This is a genomic window from Mesorhizobium sp. M0184, from assembly GCF_040322215.1.
GTDB lineage: Bacteria > Pseudomonadota > Alphaproteobacteria > Rhizobiales > Rhizobiaceae > Mesorhizobium.
In genome coordinates this window covers 58,285-72,631 of record NZ_JAMYSZ010000031.1, presented here as the reverse complement: position 1 = coordinate 72,631, position 14,347 = coordinate 58,285, and the positions used below count along the sequence as shown (strand labels likewise).

The window sequence follows — 14,347 nt, the reverse complement described above, 5'->3', positions numbered from 1 at the left end:
CCCCTCGCGCAAAAGCGCAAAACTGTTCGCGATGTCCTCGCACATCTGTTCGCGATGTCCCCAGTCCAAACAAAGGGGAGAAGGGAAGGGCCGCGCTGACCTTTCCGATTGAATTGATTGAGCAAATCAGCGGCCACCGGCCTGACCAAGCGTCTGGCGCTCCACAAGCCTTTCGGCTTCCGCCATCACCTCCGGCGGCGTGACGCTGTGGCCGGGCCTGGCCAGCAGCGTCGATGAGAACGGCCCGCGCGGGCCGGTCAGGCCAGGCTCGGTAGCGAGGAATATCGCCACCGTCGGCAGGCCGAAAGCGCTGGCGAGATGGGTCAGGCCGGTGTCGGCGCCGATGACCAGCGTCGAGCTGCCGATGACGGCGGCGATCTCGGCAAGCGGCGATCTGGGAAACACAACGGTTTGCGAAACGGCGCCGGCGATCGCCTCGGCAACCGCCTTTTCCCGGTCGTTCGACCAGGTGGTGACTGGCGTCATTCCCATGTTCACCAGCAGGCGGGCGGTTTCGATCCAGTCACCGACCGGCCATTTCTTGTCCTCGCGGCTGGTGCCATGCAGCAGGAAGGCTGTCTTTTCCCCGACAAAAGTCGATTTTCCGGCTGGCGGCGCGATACCCGATTCAAGCCTGGAAAAATCCGGCTCGTAGCCGAGCGCCAGCCCGAACAGGCGTCTCGTGCGCTCGATGGCATGCAGGCCGCGCGGCACGGCGTAGCGATGGCCATAAAACAGGCTCGCCGAAGGCTCGCGGGCGCTCGAACGGTCGAAACCGGCGATCGGCGCTGCCGCCAGCCGCGCCACCAGCGCCGATTTCAGCAAGCCTTGCGCATCGAGAACGAGGTCGTAGCGGCAATCGCGCAAGGCGCGGCGCAAGCCGATCACTTCCCGCCATGTGCCGGGCTCGAGCAGCTTCCTGCGCCAGCGCCGGATCGCCACGCTGTGGAAGGTTTGGATGGCTGGATGCAGCGCCACGATGCCGGCAAAGGCCTCTTCCACGCACCAGTCGAACGACAGGCCGGGCCGAGCGCGGCGCGCGTCCTCGATCGCCGGGAAGGTGTGGATGACGTCGCCCATGGACGATGTCTTGACGATCAGCACTTTCATACGGCGGCCGGCATTTCCAGCAGCCGCTCCGCCGCCGCCACGACGCGTTCGACCTCCAGCGTCTTCAGGCAGTTGAGATGACCGAGCGGGCAGATTTTTTTGTGGCAGGGCGAGCAGGACAGGCCGAGCCAGACCAGTTCGCGGCGCTCGGCGAGCGGCGGCGTGTTCTGCGGCGAGGTCGAGCCGTAGACGGCGACGACCGGCGTGCCGACGGCGGCGGCGACATGCATCAGCCCGCTGTCGTTGGAGACGGCGAGCCTCGCCGCCGCGATCAGGTCGATGGCATCCTCGAGCCGCGTCTGGCCGGCAAGATCGACGGCGCCCGGAGCCAGCGCGGCGATTTCAGCCGTCACCCCAGCGTCGTTCTTCGACCCGAATAGCGCGACGCCAAACCCTTTCGCCATCATCTCACGGGCAAGGCCTGCATAGTGTTCGCTCGGCCAGCGCTTGGCCGGGCCGAATTCTGCGCCGGGCATGACTGCCACGAATTTCCCCGCCGTCAGCCCGAAACGGCTGAGCAGTGCCGCCTGGCTGGCTTGATCGACGGCGAGCTTCGGCGCCTGGAAGGCGCCACCACGGGCAAGGCTGAAATAGGCCTGCGCGGTGCGCCGTTTCAGGCGATCGGGCAAGGGCACGATGTCGGTCAGCAGCCCATAGCGCATTTCCTTGAGATGGCCGACGCGGCGCGGAATGCCGGCAAAGAACGGGATCAGCGCCGACTTCCAGCTTCCCGGCAGGACAAAGGCCATGTCGTAGCGGCCGCGCAGCAGGCGGCCGAAGCGCCTTCGGACGCGGAATTCGAACGCGCCGGATTGCAGCGGCAGGTCGATCTGCTGGCGGATTTCGGGCATGCGCTTGACCAGCGGTGCTGCCCAGGCCGGCGCCAGCACGTCGATGGCGGCATCCGGATGAAGCTCCCTCAGCGCCTGGAACAGGCACTGCGCCATCACCATGTCGCCCACCCAGCGTGGGCCGATCACGAGGATCGTTGGGCTTTCAGCCATTCGACATAGTCTCTGACGCCGGTTTCCACTGTGCGGAACTGGCCATTGTAACCGGCTGCGCGCAAGCGGGACATATCAGCTTGCGTAAAGCTCTGGTAGCTGCCCTTGAGGTGGTCGGGAAACTCGATGAACTCGATCTGGCCTTGGCCCAGCGTATCGATCACCGTTTCGGCAATGGCGCGGAATGGCTGGGCACGGCCGGTGCCGCAGTTGAAGATGCCGCTCGAGCCGCGTTTCCACAGCCACAGATTGACGTCGGCGACATCGCCGACATGGATGAAGTCGCGGCTCTGCTCGCCGGGTCCGAAACCGTCATAGGCGCCGAACAGCTTCGGGTTTTCTCCGCGCTCGACCTGGTTGAACAGATGGAAGGCGACAGAGGCCATGGCGCCCTTATGCGCCTCGCGCGGTCCATAGACGTTGAAATAACGCAGGCCCGCCACCGGCGAGTGGTCGGTATCGAAGACAGTGCGGCGGACATAGTCGTCGAACAGCTTTTTCGAATAGGCATAGACGTTGAGCGGGCGTTCGTATTGCGGCTCCTCGCGGAACTCGACGCCGCCGCCATAGACGGAAGCGGAGGAGGCATAGAGGAAGGGCAAGCGCAGGGCCAGGCAGGCGTGCAGCAGGCGCTTCGAATAGGTGTAGTTGACCTCCATCATGAACTTGCCATTCCATTCGGTGGTGGTCGAGCAGGCACCCTGGTGGAAAACCGCCTCGATGCGGCCGAGGTCGCCGGCCTCCATCCGCGCCAGGAAATCGTCCTTGTCGAGATAGTCGGCGATCTCGAGATCGGCGAGGTTGGCGATCTTATGGCCGTCGGTGAGGTCGTCGACGACGAGGATGTCGCTGAAACCGTCGGCGTTGAGCGCGGCGACGATGTTGGAACCGATCATGCCGGCGCCGCCCGTGACGATGATCATGAAAGCCTCTGGTCTCGCTTGTCGATTCCGGCCCTTATAGGGGAGGTCGATAGGGCTGTCGATAAAGCAGCAGAGAGCAATTGCTTCGGGTGGATGCAGTTCCAACTTCTGGCGGAGACATCGATTATCTAGTCGGCGCCGCCCCTCACCTGCCTGCCGGCATCCTCTCCCCGTATAGTGACGGGGAGAGGGGCGCTCTCGTCGACGGTTTCGCCGATCGCCAACATTACAGACGAGCGCTGAGATCGCGGGCAAGCCCCCTTCTCCCCGTCACTACACGGGGAGAAGGTGCCGGCAGGCGGATGAGGGGCGGCGCCGACGCCTGCAAGAAGGGCAAGGGGGCGATTGCCCTGCGCCACAGTGAGGCCGCAAAGTTGCCGCTTCAGTCGATTCGCTACCCGGTGAGATCGTCAGGGACAAAGAATGCCGTCAACCGAACTGCTTGTCGCCTTTTTCGCCACCACGGCGATCTTCGCCTATATCCCCGGCCCCGCCATGCTCTATGCCGCCGCGCAAACCATGGCGCGCGGCCGCTGGTCCGGCCTGATGGCGGCGCTCGGCATCCATCTCGGCGGCTACGTTCATGTCTTCGCCGCCGCCGTCGGCCTGTCGGTGCTTTTCCATGCCGTGCCGGTGCTTTACATGGCGGTCAAGCTGGTCGGTGCGCTGTATCTGATCTGGCTCGGTGTTTCGCTGTTTCGCGCCAAGGCGCAAGGCGACGTTGTCTTGCCGGGAATTCAGCCGAAATCCGCCCGCCGCGCCTTTTTCGAGAGCATTGCCGTCGAGGTGCTCAACCCAAAAACGGCGATTTTCTTCATGGCGTTCCTGCCGCAATTCATCGATGCCTCGGCAGCGTTTCCGGTCTGGGTGCAGTTCGTTGTGCTTGGAACAATCGTCAATTTGATGTTCTCGTCGGCCGACATTGTTTGCGTGATACTGGCCGGCGCGGTGATCGCCAGGCTGCGGCGCTCGAGCCGGGCGCAGCGCCTGATGCGGCGCGCCGGCGGCGCGGTGCTTGTCGGACTGGGCGTGCATGTCGCGTTGCAGAAAAGCTGACGCACTGTCTCGCCGCGGCGATCGGTCGAAGGCCTGCCGTTGCGTCGGCTGAAATTGCGGTATATCGGCATCGCCATGAACGGCCGGCCCTGCCCATCGAATCCCCCGTCACTGAAAATCGGCTCTCCCACGCGTTGACATGATCAAGCTGCCCTCTCCCGAACCTCTTCACCGCGCCATTTCGCGCTTCGGCGGCGCCACCGTGCTGGTGGTCGGCGATTTCATCCTCGACCGTTTCGTCAACGGCGTGATCGAGCGCATTTCGCCGGAAGCGCCGATCCCCGTGCTGCACGGGCGCGGCGAAACGCTGGCGATGGGCGGCGCCGGCAATGTCGTCGCCAACATCGTTTCGCTCGGCGCTGCCGTCATACCGGTCTCGGTGATCGGCGCTGACGAGGCCGGCAAGAACCTCGTGCGCATGCTCGGCGAATTTCGCGTCGACACCGGCGGGCTGGCGCAGGATGCCGATCGCATGACGTCGTCCAAGAGCCGCTTCAGCGCGCTCAACCAGCAGGTGCTGCGTTTCGACGAAGAGGAAATCAAGCCGCTGGGCGATGCCGAGCGCGCGACATTGGTCGGGCATTTTCGCGAAGCGCTGGCACGCGCCGACATCGTCATTCTGTCCGACTATGGCAAGGGCGTGCTGCTCGACGGCGTCGCCGGCGAGCTGATCTCGATCTGTCGGGAAGCGGGCAAGCCGGTGCTGGTCGACCCGAAGGGCCGCGACTATGCGCGTTATGCCGGCGCGACGGCAATCACGCCCAATCGCAAGGAACTCGGCGAGGCGGTCGGCCGCGCAGTGTTTGCCGACGACGAAATCGAGGCGGCGGCACGCCAGCTGATTTCGGCGCACGGTTTCGATTTCGTCGTCGCGACGCGCAGCGAAAAGGGCATGAGCGTCGTCGGTGCGGACGACGCCCGCCATATCGCCACGCAGGCGCGCGAAGTGTTCGACGTTTCGGGCGCCGGCGACACGGTAATCGCGACCTTCGCGCTGGCTCTTGCAGCAGGGGCTGATCGTGTCATGGCCGGATCGATCGCCAACGCCGCCGGCGGTGTTGTCGTCGGCAAGCGCGGCACGGCGCGGCTGACGATCGAGGAGCTCACCGGTGCGCTGTTTGCCTCGCATGGTCCGGTCGCCCACTTGGATGCGATCCTCGATGCCGCCGCCGCCGCGCGGCTGGTGGCGGGCTGGAAAGACGAGGGCTTGAGCGTCGGCTTCACCAATGGCTGTTTCGATATCCTGCATGCCGGCCATGTCAGCCTGTTGCATGCGGCGCGCAGCCAGTGCGACCGGCTGGTGCTCGGCCTCAACAGCGATGCCTCGGTGCGCCGGCTGAAAGGGCCGGGGCGCCCGGTCAACGACCAGCATGACCGGGCCTGCGTGCTGGCAGCACTTGCCTCGGTCGACGCCGTCGTCATCTTCGAGGAGGATACGCCGCTTTCGCTGATCGAGGCGCTGAGCCCCGACATACTGGTCAAGGGCGCCGACTATACGGTCGATCAGGTGGTTGGCGCCGATGTCGTGCAGAAGGCCGGCGGGCGCGTCGTGCTGGTCGACCTCGTCGCCGGCAAGAGCACGACCGGCACCATCGGCAGATTGCGCGCCGGGAACTGAGGGTTTCATGTCCGAACTGAACGATTACCTGGCCCGCTCGGCGGCCGCGATTTCGGCGATGGTCGAGCGCGACCTGACCAGCGAGATGGAGCGGGCGGTCAGCGCCGTCGTCGCCGCGCTTTCGCAGGGCAAGGCGCTGCTGATAGCAGGCAATGGCGGTTCGGCCAGCGACGCCATCCACATCGCCGGCGAGCTGGTCGGCCGCTTCCTCAGGGAGCGCAAGGCCTACAACGTCATCGCGCTGCCGGCCAACGCGGCGGTGCTGACCGCCTGGGGCAATGATTATGGCTTCGACACGGTGTTTGCGCGCCAGGTCGAGGCGCATGGTTCGGCGGGCGCCGTGCTGCTCGCCATCTCGACCAGCGGCAATTCGCCAAGCATCCTCGCCGCCGCCCAACAGGCGCGCATGATGGGCATGACGGTGGTCAGCCTGACCGGCGACACCGGCGGCAAGCTGAGGCCGCTCTCCGACATCCTGCTCAACGTACCCTCGACCTCGACGCCGATCATCCAGCAGGGGCATTTGTGCCTCTACCACCATTTGTGCGAAATGGTCGAAACGCGCCTCTGCGAGGTGGGGTGATCCTCGAACTCTCAGGACCTGGGTTCCTCGCCCTCCGCGAAGCGGGGGAGAGGTGGCCGCGAAGCGGCCGGAGAGGGGGCTTCGTAGAGCGCGGTTCCCCTCTCCGTCTCGGCTTCGCCGAGCCATCTCTCCCCACTTTCGTGGGGCGAGGAACCCAAGCTGGAATGAAGCCAATCTTCAACGCTGAAGGCAATTATGTTCTTGCTTTGTGCCGGCAGCTATGCTACTAATTTGGGTATGGTGATGATTTCCACCGACGATCCCGCCCGCCGAGGCGGGTTTTTTGTCTCCGGGTTTTTGTTTCGCAGCCGCTTTGCCTGCTCTCTTAAGCCGAAAACGCCACCAGCCCTTCGTCTTTGACCCGGCGGATGGTCAGCGCGGTTCGCACCGTATCGACATTGGGGGCCGAGGCCAGTTCCTCGATGACGAAGGTCTGGAAGGTGCCGAGATCGCTCGCCACGCAATGTAGCAGGAAATCGGACTCACCCGACACCATCCAGGCGTCGCGCACGATCGGCCAGCCGCGGGTGCGCTCGGCGAAGGTCTTGAGTTCGGCGTCGGCCTGGTGATGCAGGCCGATCAGACAGAAGGCGACGACGTCGAGGCCGAGCGCCGGAGCGTTGAGCAAAGCGCGGTAGCCGCGGATGATGCCGGCCTCTTCCAGCCGCCTGACGCGGCGCAGGCACGGCGGCGCCGAAATGCCGACGCGGCTCGACAGTTCGACATTGGTCATGCGTCCGTCCTGCTGAAGCTCGCGCAGGATCTTCCAGTCGATGGCATCGAGATCGGCCTTGATCGGCATGGTGGCTTCCGTGGTGACGCGAAAGAATCTTTCGCGACTTTGTAATTAAACGACTTTGCTGTCTATTCCATCCGCTGGATCGAGGATTTTCGCATCATCTTGCTGCGGGTTGCTTGTCGCCGTCGCCGGCGCCGAAGCTTTCCGGGGACGAACGGCAACTTGCCTTGCTGGCGTCGCAGGCAACACTTACATTACGCGCAACAATCGACGAGAGTTCATGCCACAATCCATGGCTGCTCCCCGCAGAGGCTTTTCATGATCACCAAGCACGCGCCTGTTCTCATCATCGGCTCCGGCCCTGCCGGCTATACGGCGGCGATCTATGCCGCCCGCGCCATGCTCAAGCCGATGCTGGTCGCCGGCCTGCAGCAGGGCGGGCAACTGATGATCACCACCGATGTCGAAAACTATCCCGGCTTCGCCGAACCGATCCAGGGTCCATGGCTGATGAGCGAGATGCTCAGGCAGGCCGAGCATGTCGGCACCGACATCGTCAACGACATCATCACCGAGGTCGACCTCAACGTGCGGCCGTTCCGCGCCAAGGGCGATTCCGGCACGATCTATACCGCCGACGCGCTGATCATCGCCACCGGCGCGCAGGCCAAATGGCTGGGCATCCCGAGCGAACGGACCTTCATGGGATTTGGCGTTTCGGCCTGCGCCACCTGCGATGGCTTCTTCTATCGCGGCAAGGATGTCGCGGTGATCGGCGGCGGCAATTCGGCGGTGGAGGAAGCGCTCTATCTCTCCAACCTGGCCAAGAGCGTCACCGTCATCCACAGGCGCAGCGATTTCCGCGCCGAGCGCATCCTGCGCGAGCGGCTGCTGCGGAAAGATAATGTCCGCGTCATCTGGGACACGGTGGTCGACGAGATCACCGGCAGGCCCGGCAAGGCGCCGCTGCCGCCGTCGGTCGAAGGGCTGAAGCTGCGCAACGTGGTGACCGGGCAGGAGATGCATCTGGTGGTCGACGGCGTGTTCGTGGCGATCGGCCACGCGCCGGCGGTCGAGCTGTTTGCCGGCAAACTGAAGCAGAAGCCGAACGGCTATCTGTGGACGGCGCCGGATTCGACCCGCACCGATATGCCGGGCGTGTTCGCCGCCGGCGACGTGACCGACGACATCTACCGCCAGGCGGTGACGGCAGCCGGGCTCGGCTGCATGGCCGCGCTCGAGGCGGAAAAATATCTGGCGGGGATCGAGGTTCACCGCGAAGCGGCGGAGTGATTGTTCGATAAGCGGCTGAGAAAAGCCGCGCAAAAGCCTGATTTCTCATTCAGACGCCGAAAACAGGCGGACGCCAGAAAACAGGACGAGGGGAAATCATGGCGTTGGATTGGGACAAGCTACGCGTGTTTCACGCCGCAGCGGAAGCGGGGTCGTTCACCCATGCCGCGGAAACACTGCATTTGTCGCAATCGGCGATCTCGCGGCAGGTCAGCGCGCTCGAGCATGACGTCGGCGTGCCGCTGTTCAATCGCCATGCCCGCGGCCTGGTGCTGACCGAGCAGGGCGAGATGCTGTTCCGCACGGCACACGACGTGCTGATGAAGCTCGAAACCATCAAATCGCGACTGACCGAAACCAAGGACCGGCCCTCCGGCGTGCTCAGGGTGACGACGACGGTCGGCCTCGGCGCAGGCTGGCTGACCGAGCGCGTGCAAGAGTTCATCGAGCTCTATCCCGAGGTCAGCCTGCAGCTCATCCTGGCCAATGAGGAGCTCGACCTCACCATGCGCCAGGCCGACTGCGCCATCCGGCTGCGCCAGCCGCAGCAGCCCGACCTCATCCAGCGCCGCCTGTTCACCGTGCATTTCCATCTCTACGCGGCGCCCTCCTATGTGAACAAATACGGCAAGCCGAATTCCATTGCCGAGCTGAAGGCCCATCGTATCGTCACCTTCGGCGTGCCGGTGCCGGCGCATCTGTCGGAACTGAACTGGCTGGAAACGGTCGGCGATTTCGAAGGCGGGCAAAGGGTGCCGACGCTGCAGATCAACGACATATTGTCGATCAAGCGGGCGGTGCAGGGCGGCGCCGGCATCGCCATGCTGCCCGATTACGTGGTCAGCAAGGATTCCGGGCTAGTGCAGTTGCTGCCCGAGACCGAAGTGCCGTCCTTCGATACCTATTTCGCCTATCCCGACGCGATGAAGAACCAGGCGAAGCTGCATGTCTTCCGCGATTTCATCATCGCCAAGGCGCGCAGCTGGTCGTTCTGATTTAATGCATGTCGCGCAAAAGTGTGCAGCGGTTTTGCGATAACGACATGCATCAAACAAGAACCTAAAGCGCGTCGCATCAGGTCGGTCGAACGCAACGCGCTTTAGGAACGCGTATCCGCCAGCGTGCTGGCGCCGTAGCGCAAACCGTCGACCAGCAGGGCAACCATGCGCCGCGCCTGGGCAGGGCCGCCGCCATGTGCCGGCATGGCAAGGCTGGCGGCCGCCCCCAACAGATCGCCCGGCTCGATATCGGCGCGCACCTCGCCGGCCGCGGCCGCTGCCTCCAGCAATGTTTGAAGCGCGGGCCGGAGTCGTTGGTTGAAATAGGCAGGCAAAGTGTCGAAGGCCGGATTGCCTGAGTACAAGGCTGCCGCGAGGCCGCGTTTTGCCGTGATGAAATCCACATAGCGCTGCATCCACAGGGCCAGCGCTTCACCGGGCTCATGCTTCCTGGCCAGGATCGGCGCGGCGTCCGCACAGGCGTCGACCTCGTTGCGGAAGACGGCCACGATCAGGTCCGAGCGGTGTGGAAAGTGGCGGTAGACGGTGCCGACGCCGACGCCAGCCTTTTCCGCGATCTCTCGCACCGGAGCCTCCACGCCGGAGGTCGCGAACACCGCCATGGCCGCCCTGAGCAACGCGTCGATGTTGCGCCGTGCGTCGGCGCGCACGTGGCGATCCGCGCGGTCGCGGGGTTCCAGACCATCGCCTTGATCCGTTTTGCCGTTCGGCGTTTTTTCGCCCATCAAATTACCTCTTGCAAACGGAACCGTGTTCCGGATATATATGGAACGTGGTTCCGTTTGACTTGGATCTAGCACGGCAAGGCGGTGTTGGCCACACATCGGTGCACAAAAGGAGATTACCATGCAGGACAAACCCGTCGCCCTGGTCACCGGGGCCAACAAGGGCATCGGTCTTCAGATCGCCAAGGACCTCGCGGCGAACGGCCTTACCGTGCTCGTAGGATCGCGCAGGCTCGAGCATGCCGAGGCAGCCGCAAATAGCATCGGAGAGGATGCCCACGCCCTGCAGCTCGACGTCACCGACCAGGCGTCGATCGCCGCCGCGGCAGAGCGCATCCGCATCGAACTCGGCCGCCTCGACGTGCTGGTGAACAATGCGGGCATCTCGCATGTGGGAAAGCCGGGCAGGCCGCTCGAGGAGATCATCAATTCGGGCCGCCCGAGCGTTGCCTCCCTCGACGACGTACGCGCGGTATTCGAGACGAACGTGTTTGGCATCGTCGCCGTCACGCAAGCGATGCTGCGGCTCCTTCGTGAGGCCCCGGCGGCGCGTATCGTCAACATATCGAGCGGCGCCGGCTCGCTGACATTGAACGCGGATCCGGCCTTTCCGTACCGCACGTCGTTTGGCGCCGTTTACAACCCGTCGAAGACGGCCGTCAACGCGATGACGCTCGCCTTCGCCATCGAGCTCGAGGAGACCGGCATCAAGGTCAACGCTGCCTGCCCGGGCTACACCGCGACGGAGCTCAACAACTTCGAAGGTCCGCGCACCGTCGAACAGGCCGCGCGGGAGCCCGTGCGCCTCGCGCTTCTCGACGCGAACGGTCCGACGGGCACGTTCTCGAACGAGGACGGCCCGCTGCCGTGGTGACGTTGCCTTGGAGCCTGCTTCAGCCGCGCCAAGGTGTCAGGCGGGGCAGCCAGCCTGGTACGGCACGGCGGTAGGCCTCGTATTCGTCACCGTAGCGGCGGGCAAGCGTCGGTTCCTCATATAGTCTCACGAAGGAGATCATGGCGGCCGCGGCGATGACTAGATAGGCGGCGACCGTCCAGCTCGAAAACAGCAGTGCCTGGCCGAGGACGATCGACAGCACGGCGACGTACATCGGATTGCGGACATGGCGGTAGATGCCGCCGACGACCAGCCTTTCGGTCGGCGCGACCGGGGCGGGGGTACCCAGGCCCTCCAGGGCAAACCGGGCAAAGGCGTGCAGCAGTATGGCTGTGCCGGCGACAACCAGCAGCCAGCCCACAGGAACGAAACCGGGCAGTCTCGACCAGGGCAGGCGATAGCGATCGGTCAGCAGCCAAGGCAACAGTCCGGCGACCACGCCGGGCGCTACAGCAAGGAAGATGACGCTGCCGGCGATCGCCGAAGTGGCTCGCATATAGCTCTCCTTACGGGCGCGGCCTTGAACGGTCTCCTGCAACGCGCTTCAGGTCTTGTCCGGCATGTAACCCAAACCGCTGCACCCTCAGGTCAAGCTCGATGGCGGGCTTTTGGGCGGCATGCACCAGCAAGGTCTGGCTGCCGAAAAAACAAACGCGTGCTGCACGATTCCACGTCATCCTGCGTTTTTCGACTTTCCGAGCAGGAATCGCTGCTGATTCGCGGCCGCGGATCGATTTTTGCCTTGCCGCAGGCTATATTTCAGCGATTCAACTGGTCCTATTGCGCTTCGGGACGGATTAGACCACAGCCGGCGCCTTTTTGCATGTGAGTGTTGCAAAATAGATGCTTGTTTCTTGGGCATGAAGAGCACATATATAGATCATCTCCTGAGCGCGTTCTCCTCCCATTAGCGCTCTCGAGTGTTCCCCTCTGGAGGTTGGCCTTAACAGGCACTTCCAATCAAACTCAGCCGGGTCTTCATTGATCCGGCTTTTTTGTTGCCCGAAACCAACACATCGCCAGAAAATCGGCCGGAACGGTCGCGTAACAGTGACATGTAACCTCGGGTAACATCCCGCGGGCGCGCCAAATCGATTAAGCAGAGCACAGGACGCGGTGTGGCTCGTCCGGGGGATGGGGGCATCACTCGGACGACCCGGGCTCAGGCAGCTACCGCGTCCGAACCTTCCTCCGCCAAAACACCGGCGGCAAGCATGCGGCGGACCTGCCGTTTCGCCTCCCACGAAGACGGTCCGCAAGAAACGGCGCCCGAATGATCCGGGCGCCGTTTCCTGTTGGGCCGCAAAGGCAGCTCAGGCGGCCTTGCCGTTGGCGTTCAGCGCTTCGTCGGCCAACCGGCCGGTGAGTTCGGCCATGTGGTCGAAGACGGCCCGGTAGCTGGCGACACCCGCCGTGGCCGAGCGCAGCTCGATGATGAGGTCGCCGATCTCGGCTTGCGGCATGGTCGCCTCGACGACGTCCCATCCCGGCCAGTCGGGTCGCGCGTCGTAGCCGAGGATCTGGCCGCGCCGCTGCGGGATCAGCGCAATGATCTTCGACGTCGCGTCGGACGGCGTGACGATCTCGACCTTCATCACCGGCTCCAACAGCACCGGCGAGCACGCGGCCATGCCTTCTTTCATCGCCAGCTTCGCCGCCATCTGGAAGGCCATGTCGGAGGAATCGACCGCATGGTAGGAGCCGTCGGAAAGGTTGACGGCAACATCGACGACCGGGAAGCCGAGCGGCCCGGACTTCAGGTAGTCACGCACGCCGGTCTCGACCGACTGGATGTAGGTCTTCGGCACGACGCCGCCGGTGATCGTATCGGTGAACTGGAAGCCTGACCCGCGCGGCAGCGGTTTGATCTCAATCACGACGTCGCCGAACTGGCCGTGGCCGCCTGATTGTTTCTTGTGGCGGCCGCGCTGCTGCGTCGCTTTGCGGATCGTCTCGCGGTAGGGCACGGCCGGTACATGGCCTTCGACCGGGATCTGGTTCTTGCCTTCCAGCCGCTCGCGCACGACGCGCAGATGCATCTCGCCATGGCCGGACAGCACGGTTTCGGCCGAATCCTGGTTGTGATGCAGGTTGAGTGAGGGATCTTCCTCGGCCAGGCGCTGGATGGCCGCCGACATCTTGACCTCGTCCTTGCGCTCTTTCGGCCGCAGCGCGAAGGCGAAGACCGGTTGCGGCGGCGCCAGCGTGACCAGCGGCTGGATGCCGCCCTTGGTCGAGCTCAGCGTCTGGCCGGTCCTGACGGCGTCCAGCTTGCCGAGCGCGACCGTGTCGCCGGCCTTGGCCGAAGTCAGCTTGATCTGGTCCTTGCCGAGCATCTTGTAGATGCCGGAGACCTTTGCCGTTTCGCCATTGGAAAGGAACAGCTCGGCGGCGTCGGCGACCTGGCCGGACAGGATGCGCGACACCGACAGCTTGCCGCCATGCGCGGTGTGGATGGTCTTCATTACCTGGACCACGGTGGCATTGCCATCGGGCGCGCCGAGACGCTGGCGCGTCGCCTCGCTGTCGGGTGCGTCGTGACGGATCGCCTTCAACAGGCGCAGCACGCCATTGCCTTTCTCGGCGGTGCCGATCAGCACCGGCGTCACCGTGCCGTCGCGCAGATCTGCGGCGAGGTCGTCGAAGATTGCGTCCTTCGGCGGTTCGATCTCGTCCAGCAATTGCTCCATCAGGCGGTCGTCATGGTCGGCGAGCGTCTCCAGCATGGAAAAGCGCGCCTCGAGCTCGCGCGCCTTGTCGTCGCTCGGGATCTGAGCGACCTCGCTCTCGGCATATTCGCGGTAGATGTAGGCACGCTCCAGAGCGAGGTCGATCGAGCCGATGACGACGCCGTCCTTGCGCAGCGGGATCTGGCGCAGCAGCAATGGCACCGAGCTTGCCGGCTGCAGCATCTTCAGCGTGTCGCGCACACCTGCTATCGCCTTGTCGACCTTGTTCAGGAACAGCATGCGCGGCACGCCGAGCTCGTCGAGCTTGCGCATGATCAGCTGCAGGGCAGGGATCTTCTTCTCGTCGGCCTCGGCAACGACCACGGCGACGTCGCAGGCGGCCAGCACCGGCTCGGCTTCGAAGGAGAATTCGATGGAGCCGGGACAATCGACGAAGGTGAACGGCTCGCCCATGAAATCGGTGGTGGCGAAGGTCGCCTCGACGCTCATGCCGTGAGCGCGCGCCTCGGGCGAATGATCGGAAACGGTATTTCCGGACGAAACGGGATTCTGGCGGGGAATGGCGCCTGTACGGGCGAGTATGGCTTCGAGAAGTGTCGTCTTACCGCTTGCGAAGGGACCGACTATGGCAATGCATTTCGGTCCCGTGCGTCGTCCTCCGGCGCGAGTACCCATGGCTGACCTCCACTCAG

General features: G+C 64.3%; 14 protein-coding genes. 7 read left to right on the top strand and 7 right to left on the bottom strand.

The genetic code is table 11. From position 1 onward, the window contains the following. Nucleotides 1-126: 126 nt before the first annotated feature. The 3 genes from waaC to rfaD are packed head-to-tail and all read right to left on the bottom strand — an operon-like array spanning nt 127 to nt 3,037. Entirely contained in the window at nt 127-1,110 is a 984-nt protein-coding gene (gene waaC, locus NKJ23_RS28060; RefSeq protein ID WP_352683846.1) for a lipopolysaccharide heptosyltransferase I, read from the bottom strand. Further along, a complete protein-coding gene (waaF, locus tag NKJ23_RS28055) occupies nt 1,107-2,114 on the bottom strand; it encodes a lipopolysaccharide heptosyltransferase II (RefSeq protein WP_352683844.1) in 1,008 nt (335 codons plus the stop codon). The genes waaC and waaF overlap by 4 nt, the downstream gene beginning before the upstream one ends. Further along, nucleotides 2,087-3,037: an ADP-glyceromanno-heptose 6-epimerase gene (gene rfaD / locus NKJ23_RS28050; protein WP_352683842.1), complete on the bottom strand. Its 951-nt coding sequence runs from the start codon at nt 3,035-3,037 to the stop codon at nt 2,087-2,089. The genes waaF and rfaD overlap by 28 nt, the downstream gene beginning before the upstream one ends. 423 nt (nt 3,038-3,460) lie before the next feature. Between rfaD and NKJ23_RS28045 the strand changes: the two genes are divergently transcribed. The 3 genes from NKJ23_RS28045 (at nt 3,461) to NKJ23_RS28035 (ending at nt 6,294) form a co-directional block, all read left to right on the top strand. Further along, nucleotides 3,461-4,093, top strand: coding sequence for a LysE family translocator (locus tag NKJ23_RS28045; protein WP_352683840.1), 633 nt, complete (start codon nt 3,461-3,463; stop codon nt 4,091-4,093). 139 nt (nt 4,094-4,232) lie between these two features. Beyond that, nucleotides 4,233-5,711, top strand: a complete 1,479-nt coding sequence (gene rfaE1 / locus NKJ23_RS28040; protein ID WP_352683838.1) for a D-glycero-beta-D-manno-heptose-7-phosphate kinase — start codon at nt 4,233-4,235, stop codon at nt 5,709-5,711. A gap of 7 nt (nt 5,712-5,718) precedes the next feature. Continuing rightward, complete coding sequence (locus NKJ23_RS28035; protein ID WP_352683836.1) at nt 5,719-6,294, top strand: D-sedoheptulose-7-phosphate isomerase; 576 nt, start codon at nt 5,719-5,721, stop codon at nt 6,292-6,294. Nucleotides 6,295-6,619: 325 nt separating this feature from the next. On the opposite strand, the gene NKJ23_RS28030 is transcribed toward NKJ23_RS28035, so the two are convergent. Further along, nucleotides 6,620-7,096: an Lrp/AsnC family transcriptional regulator gene (locus tag NKJ23_RS28030; protein ID WP_023678347.1), complete on the bottom strand. Its 477-nt coding sequence runs from the start codon at nt 7,094-7,096 to the stop codon at nt 6,620-6,622. Nucleotides 7,097-7,351: 255 nt separating this feature from the next. Here NKJ23_RS28030 and trxB point away from each other — a divergent pair, with 255 nt between their 5' ends. Then, the gene (trxB, locus tag NKJ23_RS28025; RefSeq protein WP_352622208.1) at nt 7,352-8,326 is read left to right on the top strand and encodes a thioredoxin-disulfide reductase; all 975 of its coding nucleotides are present in this window, start codon (nt 7,352-7,354) and stop codon (nt 8,324-8,326) included. Between the two features lie 98 nt (nt 8,327-8,424). Then, nucleotides 8,425-9,321, top strand: coding sequence for a LysR family transcriptional regulator (locus tag NKJ23_RS28020; RefSeq protein ID WP_023719100.1), 897 nt, complete (start codon nt 8,425-8,427; stop codon nt 9,319-9,321). A gap of 104 nt (nt 9,322-9,425) precedes the next feature. On the opposite strand, the gene NKJ23_RS28015 is transcribed toward NKJ23_RS28020, so the two are convergent. Then, the gene (locus NKJ23_RS28015; protein ID WP_352683834.1) at nt 9,426-10,070 is read right to left on the bottom strand and encodes a TetR/AcrR family transcriptional regulator; all 645 of its coding nucleotides are present in this window, start codon (nt 10,068-10,070) and stop codon (nt 9,426-9,428) included. Between the two features lie 121 nt (nt 10,071-10,191). Between NKJ23_RS28015 and NKJ23_RS28010 the strand changes: the two genes are divergently transcribed. Then, nucleotides 10,192-10,944: an SDR family oxidoreductase gene (locus NKJ23_RS28010; protein ID WP_352683832.1), complete on the top strand. Its 753-nt coding sequence runs from the start codon at nt 10,192-10,194 to the stop codon at nt 10,942-10,944. A gap of 19 nt (nt 10,945-10,963) precedes the next feature. On the opposite strand, the gene NKJ23_RS28005 is transcribed toward NKJ23_RS28010, so the two are convergent. Beyond that, nucleotides 10,964-11,461, bottom strand: coding sequence for a methyltransferase family protein (locus tag NKJ23_RS28005; protein ID WP_023678342.1), 498 nt, complete (start codon nt 11,459-11,461; stop codon nt 10,964-10,966). Nucleotides 11,462-11,562: 101 nt separating this feature from the next. Between NKJ23_RS28005 and NKJ23_RS28000 the strand changes: the two genes are divergently transcribed. Further along, nucleotides 11,563-11,766: a hypothetical protein gene (locus tag NKJ23_RS28000; RefSeq protein WP_352683831.1), complete on the top strand. Its 204-nt coding sequence runs from the start codon at nt 11,563-11,565 to the stop codon at nt 11,764-11,766. Nucleotides 11,767-12,278: 512 nt separating this feature from the next. Here the strand turns inward: NKJ23_RS28000 and NKJ23_RS27995 are convergent. Further along, complete coding sequence (locus tag NKJ23_RS27995; protein WP_352683829.1) at nt 12,279-14,330, bottom strand: elongation factor G; 2,052 nt, start codon at nt 14,328-14,330, stop codon at nt 12,279-12,281. Nucleotides 14,331-14,347 lie beyond the last annotated feature (17 nt).